Annotated in this window: 8 protein-coding genes and 1 pseudogene; 5 read left to right on the forward strand and 4 right to left on the reverse strand. The window is 65.0% G+C overall.

Translation table 11 applies throughout. The features are described 5' to 3' along the window. The first annotated feature begins 61 nt into the window (after positions 1-61). The 3 genes from exbB to Q0S16_RS24715 are packed head-to-tail and all read left to right on the forward strand — an operon-like array spanning position 62 to position 2190. A complete protein-coding gene (gene exbB, locus Q0S16_RS24705) occupies positions 62-826 on the forward strand; it encodes a tonB-system energizer ExbB (RefSeq protein WP_295854652.1) in 765 nt (254 codons plus the stop codon). Positions 827-829: 3 nt separating this feature from the next. Next, a complete protein-coding gene (exbD, locus tag Q0S16_RS24710) occupies positions 830-1273 on the forward strand; it encodes a TonB system transport protein ExbD (RefSeq protein WP_295854625.1) in 444 nt (147 codons plus the stop codon). Then, a complete protein-coding gene (locus tag Q0S16_RS24715; RefSeq protein WP_295854627.1) occupies positions 1270-2190 on the forward strand; it encodes an energy transducer TonB in 921 nt (306 codons plus the stop codon). Before exbD ends, Q0S16_RS24715 begins: the two co-directional genes overlap by 4 nt. Positions 2191-2252: 62 nt before the next feature. Here the strand turns inward: Q0S16_RS24715 and Q0S16_RS24720 are convergent, their stop codons facing one another. Together Q0S16_RS24720 and Q0S16_RS24725 are read right to left on the reverse strand one after the other, a co-directional pair. Beyond that, positions 2253-2693 (reverse strand): type II 3-dehydroquinate dehydratase, encoded by a 441-nt coding sequence (locus Q0S16_RS24720; RefSeq protein WP_295854630.1) that lies wholly within the window; start codon positions 2691-2693, stop codon positions 2253-2255. 38 nt (positions 2694-2731) lie between these two features. Further along, on the reverse strand, positions 2732-3883 hold the full coding sequence (locus tag Q0S16_RS24725) for an ABC transporter substrate-binding protein (RefSeq protein WP_295854635.1): 1152 nt from the start codon (positions 3881-3883) through the stop codon (positions 2732-2734). A gap of 203 nt (positions 3884-4086) precedes the next feature. Between Q0S16_RS24725 and Q0S16_RS24730 the strand changes: the two genes are divergently transcribed. Then, entirely contained in the window at positions 4087-4764 is a 678-nt protein-coding gene (locus Q0S16_RS24730; protein WP_295854644.1) for a GntR family transcriptional regulator, read from the forward strand. Between the two features lie 93 nt (positions 4765-4857). Continuing rightward, positions 4858-5742 carry a 3-keto-5-aminohexanoate cleavage protein gene (locus tag Q0S16_RS24735; protein ID WP_295854647.1) on the forward strand — a complete coding sequence of 295 codons (885 nt, stop codon included), beginning with the start codon at positions 4858-4860 and terminating at the stop codon, positions 5740-5742. 52 nt (positions 5743-5794) lie between these two features. Here the strand turns inward: Q0S16_RS24735 and Q0S16_RS24740 are convergent, their stop codons facing one another. Both Q0S16_RS24740 and ugpB read right to left on the reverse strand, forming a co-directional pair. Next, entirely contained in the window at positions 5795-6991 is a 1197-nt protein-coding gene (locus Q0S16_RS24740; protein ID WP_295854649.1) for an ABC transporter substrate-binding protein, read from the reverse strand. Between the two features lie 270 nt (positions 6992-7261). Continuing rightward, positions 7262-8332, reverse strand: a pseudogene (gene ugpB, locus Q0S16_RS24745) (sn-glycerol-3-phosphate ABC transporter substrate-binding protein UgpB); the annotation flags it as partial. Positions 8333-8491 lie beyond the last annotated feature (159 nt).

An 8491-nucleotide genomic window follows, 5' to 3' on the forward strand; every position in this document is an offset into this window, starting at 1 on the left:
CGGTATTCTTGCCATCATCCTTCCACACAATGCCACCATCGACCGACGGAATGCCGCGCCTATGAAACATATAGAAATACCTTTTGTCGCCGCGCTGCTGTGGCCCGGGCTCGCCTCCGCCGCGGGCACCGAAGCGCTGCTGCCGCACAATCTGTCGCCGTGGGGCATGTTCATGGGCGCCGATGTGATCGTCAAAGCCGTGATGATCGGTCTCGCTTTCGCCTCGCTGGTGACCTGGACCGTGTGGCTCGCCAAGTCGCTGGAGCTTGGCCGCGAGACCAGCATTGCCAAGCGCCGCCTTGCCACGCTGGAAAGCGACACCACGCTGGCGCAGGTCGAGCGCGACAGCGAAGGCCAGCGCGATGCGGTGGCGCAGCTCATTCATTCCGCGGTGCGCGAGACCGCGCTGTCGCACGGGTTGTTCGATGACGGCTTCAAGGAGCGGATCGCGCTACGGCTGGAGCGTGTCGAACATGCGATGTCGCGAAAGATTTCGCGCGGCACCGGCGTCGTCGCGACCATCGGCGCCACCGCGCCGTTCGTCGGACTGTTCGGCACGGTGTGGGGCATCATGAATGCCTTCATCGGAATCTCCGAGGCGCACACTACCAATCTCGCGGTCGTCGCGCCCGGCATCGCCGAAGCCCTGCTCGCCACTGCGCTCGGCCTCGTCGCCGCGATTCCCGCGGTGGTGATCTATAATCAGCTGGTGCGCGGCGTGACCGGCTACCGCGCGCTGCTCGGCGACGCCTCGGCGCAGGTGATGCTGCTGATCAGCCGCGACCATGGCCGGCGCAGCATGCATATCGCCCGGGCGGCGGAGTAGACCATGGGCTCGAGACTGGGCGGACGCCCGCGCGGCTCCGGGGATGACGACCTCGAAATGCAGCACGAGATCAACGTCACGCCGTTCATTGACGTGATGCTGGTACTCCTGATCATTTTCATGGTGGCGGCACCGCTGGCCACCGTCGATCTCGGCGTCGATCTGCCGGCCAGCGCGGTCGCGCCGCAACCGCGACCGGACCGGCCGGTGTTTCTCACCGTGAAGCCGGACCTGTCGATCGCGGTCGGCGAGGATGTTGTTGCCCGCGACGCGCTGAACGCGGCGCTGGATACGGCGACCAAGGGCAGCAAGGACGAACGCATCTTCCTGCGCGCCGACAAGGTCGTCAGCTATGGCGACCTGATGGAGGTGATGAACCTGCTGCGCAATGCCGGCTATCTCAAGGTCGCGCTGGTCGGGCTCGACGGACGAACCGCGACGCCATGAAGGCCGCCCCCAACGCTTTCGTCCTGCATGCGCCGACCGAACGCACCGCTTCGCGCTGGATTGTCTCGGCGATCGTCGTCGTGGCCCTCCATGTCGGCCTGATCGCCGGCGGCCTGCTGTGGTATCGCCAGCAGGAGTCGCTCGGCAGCACCATGCCGGCGATCATGGTCGACATGGCGCCGGCCACCACCGCCCCCGAGGACTCGGAGCAGGACGTGGCGCCCGGACCGGAGATGCAGCAGGCCGAAGCGCCCGCCGAGCCACCGCCGCCCGAACCGGTGCCGCAGCCGCCGCCACCGCCGGCTGCGCAGGCCCAGGAGATGATCCCGCCGACGCCGGCCATCGACAAACCGGAGGTCGAGGCACCGTCTGAGCCGAAGGCCGAGCCGAGCCCGCCGACGCCGCCCATCCCGGAGCCGGAGCCGCCCCGCCCGACGCCCGTGCCGGAACCGGCGAAGACCATTCCCGATCCACCGCGGCCTGTGCCGGCGCCCGCGCCTTTGGCGCCGAAGCCGCTGCCCACCGAGGTGAAGAAACAACCGAGCGATACGCCACCGGCGCCGCGCACCTCAGCGGCACCGCGCGCCGAGCGGCGGGACCGCGCGGCTTCGTCGGCCGCCGCCGGCGCCGCGTCCGCGGCGGCGCTGCCGTCCTATCGCGACCGACTGAACGCGCATCTGCAGCGCTACAAGGAGCCCAGCGCCACCGGCAAGCAGGGCGTGGCGACGCTGACCTTCACCGTCAGCCGCAATGGACAGGTCCTCGGCAGCCGCATCAGCGGATCGTCCGGCACCCCCGAACTGGACGCCGCCACGCTGGCGCTGATCCGCCGCGCCCAGCCGCTGCCGGCCTTCCCGCCGGAATTGACGCAATCCTCGATGAGCTTTTCGGTGGGGATCCGTTACGTCAACCGATAGTGGCTTCCCGCCAGGTGGGAGCGAAGCCGCACGCTTCGCTTCATGCCAGCAAGAACAGCAAACTACTTCAACAACCCTGCCAGCGCTTCCACGGCAACCGTGTAGCTCTTCGGCCCGAGCCCGGCGATCACGCCGGTGGCGGCGAGCGACACGTAGGAGGGCTGGCGAAAATGTTCGCGCTTGTGGATGTTGGTGAGATGCACTTCCATGATCGGTCCGTCGAACGTCTTCAGCGCGTCGAGGATCGCGATCGAGGTCGAGGTGAATCCCGCCGGATTGATGATCAGGCCGCCGGCCTTGCCGCGCGCTTCCTGGATCCAGTCGATCAGAAATCCTTCATGGTTGGATTGCCGGAAGAACAGGATTTTCGTACCGACTTCGGCGGCCTTGGTCGCGCACATCGCTTCGATCTGGGCGAGCGTGGTGGTGCCGTAGATCTCGGGCTCACGCTCGCCGAGAATGTTGAGCGACGGGCCGCTGAGGATTGCGATGGACTTCGTCATGGGTTCTCCAGTCATCGGATTGATCTGTATTCATCCGGCTACTTGCCGAGCCGCGGCAGCACTTTTGTCACCTTCTGCTTGCCATCATTGACCTCGACCAGAAAACTGTCGCGGTCGATATCGCCCTTGTCGTTCCAGGTGGTGGTCAGCAAAATGCCCGGCGCCTCCTGCGGCGTGATGGTCATGCCATGCAGCGCCTTGGCAAATTTCTCGCCGTCGAGCGTCTTGATCCGCTCGGCGACCGCCTTCACCGTCTGCACTGCGATGTAGCCCTTGATGCAATTGTGATCCGGCGCATATTTGTAGGCATCCATGAAGCGCTGCCGGAACGCGGCGACAGCCGCCACCGGCGCATCCGCCGTGAGGCCGACATGGCCGCGCACGCCATTGGCAGCCGCGCCGGCGAGATCGATCACCTTCTGGCCAAGCAGCGTGGTTTCGCCGATGATCGGCAGCGTCAGCGCCTGCCGTTTCGCCTCGAGCAGAAAGCGCGCGCTCTCATCCTCGATCAGATAGGCGAACACGGTATCCGCGCCGCTGCCGCGAATCCGCGACACGTCGGCGGCGAAATCGGCCTGCCCGACTTCGGACGAGATATCGATGGCGATCTCGAGTCCGTCCGCCTTGGCGGATTTCACGAAGGCGTCGCGGCCGCCACGGCCGAACTCGTTGTTGATCCAGATCACCGCCACCTTCTTGGCCTTGAGATCATCGCGCAGATAGCGCGCCACCTTAGGCATGCTGGCCTGCTGGCCGAACGAGGTACGAAACAGGTAGGGGTTGCCCTGCTCGGACAGGTCAGCGGCCTCGGCGCCGATGAATTCCGGCACCATCGCCTCCTGCGCGATGCCCTGGCTCGACTTGACCGCGCCCGACGACACCGGCCCGAGAATGATGTCGGGCTTGCCGTCCAGCGCCTTCTGCATCAGCCCGCGCGAGACGCTGGGATTGGACTGATTGTCGTAATGCTCGAGCTGCACCGGACGGCCGAGAATGCCGCCGGCGGCGTTGATTTCCTTCACCGCGAGATCGGCACCATTCTTCCAATTGACGCCGGTGGTCGCCCCGGAGCCGGACAATTCGGCGACATCGACGATGCGCACCGGATTGCCGGACTGCGCCCAGCCCGCGCCGGTCATGGCCGTCAGGGCCAGCCCGAAGACGGCCAGCAATGTGGATTTCTTGATCATGGCGTTGCATCTCCCGATGGACGGCTTCGACTTGGTGGTGCACCGCGCCTGTCGAATGCTCGTGTTCGAAGCGGAAGCTGTCATCTTACAAACGAATAATCAACATAGATTTTTTGAATCGTCATACGATTCTTAAAGCAGGCTGCAAAGTTGCAGATGAACGTGGTAGACAGGTGCGTCGCCCAGCCCCTGATGGAACTGCCATGTCGATCGATATTCCCGCCCCCCTCACAGTCGGCGAGCACGCCTACCGCGCGATCCGAGCGGACATCATTTTCGGCCGGTTGAAGCCCGAGCAGAAGCTGGGGCTGGAGCGGCTGAAGGAGATCTACGACGTCAGCGTCAGCACGCTGCGCGAGATCCTGGGACGGTTGGGGTCGGAAGGCCTGGTGCTGGCGGAAGGTCAGCGCGGCTTCCAGGTGGCGCCGGTGTCGTCGGGCGACCTCCGCGAGATCGCCGACCTCCGCCTGCTGCTCGAGCAGCACGCGATCGGCCTCTCATTCGCGGCCGGCGACCTCGAATGGGAGGGCGCCGTCGTCGCCGCGCATCACAAGCTGGCGCTGCTCGAGAAGCAGATGCTGGCCGGTGACAAGACCCAGGCCGAGTTGTGGAAGCGCTACGACCTCGAATTCCACCGCGCCCTGATTTCCGCCTGTGGCTCGCGCGCGCTGCTCGATATCTATGGCGCGATCTACGACAAATATCTGCGCTACCTGATGGTCGCACTGGTGTTTCGCGGCGACGTCGCCGCCCGGGAGCACGAACAGCTACTGGCTTGCGCCCTGACCCGCGACGCCGCCCGCGCCCGGGATATTTTGACATCGCACATCAACGAATGCGTCGCCTTCGCCGCCCGCACCGGACATCTCGACAAGAAATAGCGGTGCTGGGTTGAACGCCCGCGGTTCGCGAGGCCATTGGCCCGCCGGGCGGCTTCGCGCTAAGCAGGGGCAACAATAACGGGGAAACGACCGATGACAGCGACATGGCTGGAAGCCGCCATCAATGGACCGTGGTCGCGGTCGCGCCAGCAGCTGATGCCGATCAGCGCGGCCGAATGCATCGCTGACGGCATCGCCTGCGCGCGCGAGGGCGCGGCGATCATCCATGTCCATGCCTATGACGCCGACACCGGCCGGCAGAATGACGATCCGGAGACCTATGCCCGGATCATCGAGGGCATCCGCGCGGTCGCGGATGTGATCGTCTATCCAACCCTGCCCTTGACGGTAACGTCGGCCGCGTTCGACCCCAAGGCGGCCACCGACCGTTTTGCGGCGGTCGAATTTCTGTGCCGGCGCGGCCTGCTGGAATGGGCCGTGGTCGATCCCGGCAGCCTCAACCTCACGACCTTCGCGGATGTCGAAGCCGGCCGGATGGGGCCGATCTATCTCAATCCCGAGGCGCATATCCGCGCCGGGCTGGAGCTGGCCGAACAATATGGCTTCGCGCCGTCCTACGCGATCTACGAGCCGGGGTTTACGCGGCTCGGTGCCGCGCTGGCACGCCGCTATCCGAAACTGCCCGAGCCGATCTACCGCTTCATGTTCACCACCCATTTCACCTTCGGCTATCCGCCCGAGCCGTTCGCGCTGGCCGCGCATCTGGCGCTGCTGGAGCGGGAGGCGCCGAACGCCAAATGGATGGCCGCGGGGCTCGGCGTCGATATCATCCCGCTGATCCCCGATGTGATCGCCGCCGGCGGCCATGTCCGGGTCGGGCTCGAGGACGCGCCGCTCGGCACCGACATCACCAATGCCGAATGGGTATCGCGCGCGGCCCGCGCCATCGCGGCTTCCGGCGGCCAGCTGGCGTCGGCGGCCGAGGTACGGCTGGCGCTCGCCAGGCCGATCAAATAACCAGCCGGCCGGATCCCGTTTACCGAATCCGGCCGGCTTGCACGGCTGATGTTTAATTATCGAACGGGCAGCCGGTGCTGCCGGACGCCGGCGTGACTTCCGCCGCGGGAATCTTGCGGATCAGCTTGTAATAGTCCCACGGCCCCTTCGACTCGTTCGGCGCCTTGACCTGGAACAGATAGAAATCGTGCACGATACGGCCGTCCTTGCGGGCGCGGCCGTCCTTGATCATGAAATCATTGATCGGGATGTCGCGCATCGTGTCGGCCACCTTCTGGCCCTCGACCGTGCCCGCGGCCGCCATTGCCTTGAGGTAATGCGCCACGCCGCTATAGACCGCAGCCTGCGCCATCGACGGCATGCGGCCGCCCATCTTCTCGCCGAACCGCTTCGACCAGGCCCGGGTCTCGTCATTGAGATCCCAGTAAAAGGATTCGGTCAGCAGCAGGCCCTTGGCCTTGTCGAGGCCGAGGCTGTGGATGTCGGTGACGAAGGCCAGCAGCGCGACCAGCTTGGTCTTGTCCGAGCCGATGCCGAACTCGATCGCCTGGCGGATCGAATTGGTGGTGTCGGAACCGGAATTGGCGAGCGCGATGACCTCGGCGCCGGAGGACTGGGCCTGCAGCAGGAACGAGGAAAAATCATGCGACAGATAAGGATGCCGGACTTCGCCGACGACCTTGCCACCATTGGCCTCGATCACAGCCTTGCTCTGGTTGGCCAGCGAATGGCCGAAAGCGACGTCGGCGGTCAGGAAGAACCACTGCTTGGCGCCGCCATTGACGACGGTCGCCGCCGTGCCCTTGGCCAGTACCGAGGTATCGTAGGCCCACTGGAAACTGGTCGAGGTGCAGCTCTTGCCGGTCAGGTCGGCCAGCCCGGATGAGGCGATCAGCACCACCTTCTTGCGTTCGCGCGACAGGTCGAGCACCGCCAGCGCCGCGCCGGACGGTACCGGGTCGATGATCGCCGAGACGTCCTCGACGTCGAACCAGCGCCGCGCGATCGCCGCGGCGATGTCCGGCTTGTTCTGACTGTCCGCCGAGATCAGCTGGATCGGCCGCCCCAATACTTTGCCGCCGGCATCGTCGATCGCCATTTGCGCGGCAATGATCGACCCCTTGCCACCGAGATCGGCAAACGCGCCGGACATGTCGTTGAGCACGCCGAGCTTGATCGGTGCGGCCTGGTCCTGCGCCGATGCCGGATACGCGCCGAACGCCAGCAGCATCGCCATGGCCGGAAGCATGCGCCAAGCCGATCGCGGCCGGGCGAGGACCGTCAGGGGCCCCGGTACGTTGTGGCGCGCGCGCGCAATTTCTCGACTGATCATCTGACGTCTCTCTCCGGGGGGGACTGGTGGGTTCGCCGTTATGGGCCGGCGATTGAACATGGCTGTTCTGTCGCAAATGGCCTGGCTTTGAAAGCTGTATTGTCTGCCGGGACGGCAGCGGCGCAAATGGCTGCCGATTCCGGCAACTGGGCGGTGCGTGGAGGCCGCGAGAATAGGCGGGAAGAACTATTGCTCCGGATTGGCGCGTTCGAACTGCCGCAGCAATTTGTTGCCGCGCTCGACGGCGGCATCGAGCGCGGCCTGGGCCGGCTTGCGGCCGGCCAAGGCCAGCTCGAGTTCGTCCTCGATGGCGTCCCGGACCAGAGTGAAGGAGCCAAGCCGAAGCCCGCGTGAATTCGCGCTCGGCGGCCGCAGGATCTGCTCGATCGCACGCGCGGTGCCCGGGGTGTGATCGTAGAATCCTCGGGCCCGGGAGAGCTCGAAGGCGGCGCGGGTGATCGGCAGATAGCCGGTTGCCTGGTGCCACGCCGCCTGCACCTCCGGCTGCGACAGATAGGCCAGGAAACGGGCGACACCCTTGTACTCGTCGCGCGGCCGATCGCGCAGCACCCACAGCGTGGCACCGCCGATGATCGCATTTCGCGGCGCGGCGGCGAGATCCGGCCAATACGGCAGCAGGCCGTAGCCAACCTCGAATTTCGCACGGGCGAGGATGTCGGCGCGGGTGCCCGACGAGCCGATGAAGATCCCGCACTCGCCGTTCTGGAACCGCGGCTCGGCCGCGGTGCCGCGGCCGCTATAGTCGAATATCCGGCTCTTCTGCCACTCCGCCAGCTGCGCGATGTGATGCGCCACCGCCGCGTTGTTGAAGGTCAGCACGGCGTCGAGCCCGTCAAATCCGTTGGCAGCGGTCGCGATCGGCAGATCGTGAATAGCGGAAAAATTCTCGATATGGACCCAGGACGGCCATGCCGTGGTGAAGCCGCAAACCGCGCCGGCGCCGCGCAGCCGCCGCGCCGCGATGCCGAGTTCGGGCCAGGTTGCCGGTGCCGTCTCGGGATCGAGCCCGGCAGCACGGAACAGGGTCTTGTTATAGTACAGAATCGGCGTCGAGACGTTGAACGGGAATGACAGCATGTTGCCGCCGCTGTCGGTATAGTAACCGGTAATCGCCGGCAGATAGGCCGCCGGCGAAAACACTTCCGCCTGGTCGCGCATCAGCTCGAACACCGGATAGATCGCGCCACGCGCCGCCATCATGGTCGCCGTGGCGATTTCGTTGACCTGCACGATAGAATAAATGAATTAAAGAAAACAGATGAATTTTATATCTGTGACAGACTAACTACGCCAGGTTCATTTCTAATGGCACTTAAAGATTCATTTTATAATTACGTAAATGGTGTTCTTTTGGTTGAAAGATTTTTCTTTAAAGAGAGCATAGAAATGGTTAAG

Source organism: Tardiphaga sp., assembly GCF_025356345.1.
GTDB lineage: Bacteria > Pseudomonadota > Alphaproteobacteria > Rhizobiales > Xanthobacteraceae > Tardiphaga.